Source organism: Vibrio sp. Y176, assembly GCF_033438945.1.
Genome location: NZ_JAWOQS010000566.1, coordinates 1 through 683, shown reverse-complemented (window position 1 = coordinate 683; position 683 = coordinate 1). Strand labels below are relative to the sequence as shown.

Below are 683 nucleotides of genomic sequence, written 5' to 3'. Positions count from 1 at the left end.
TAATGATCGTTTCATATTAACGGCCGCCCACTGCGTAGAATCCTCGGTTTTTACTGACGGTTGGACAGCGAATGACCTCCGTGTTCTGGTAAAAAATCCAACCATGAACGATGTTTATGTCGAAGAGTTCAAAGACGTTCGCACTATTACGATTCATCCCAACTATGATCCTAATGACCTATGGATTAATGACTTGGCGGTATTGGAGTTAACCCGACCAATTACCGATAACGTTCAGTCCATCACTCTGCCTCAAGATTTTGGCGATTACAGCGGCGAATCGGTTTATCAAATCTTTGGATTGGGACAAACGTCCACGACCGATACCAGTGGCCCGAACTATTTACGATGGGCGGAGGTTCAACCGCTTTCTGATGCCCAATGTGCTTCTCTCGTTGTGGGGTATAACGATCAAGAAAACATTTGTGCAAATGGCTTCCCAGACCGTAGCTATACCGGAATATGTAGCGGAGACTCTGGCGGCCCACTCACCTATCAAGACAGCAACGGTATGTATCAGCAAATCGGGATTGTGAGCTACGGCTCATCCATTTGTGAGTCGGCAGCCATTCCGAGCGTCTTCACAGAGATTCTGAATTACACCTCGTGGATAGAGGCAAGAACCAGTTCTGGGGTCAAAACCGTTTATAACGCGAGCTTAGCAGCCTTAGAGGATTACCATA

Annotated in this window: 1 protein-coding gene; it reads left to right on the top strand. The window is 47.0% G+C overall.

Annotation, left to right across the window (positions count from 1 at the left end; translation table 11 throughout):
* Nucleotides 1–683 (top strand): serine protease (locus R7O13_RS27330; protein ID WP_318305256.1); only part of this gene is annotated, 683 nt, incomplete at both ends.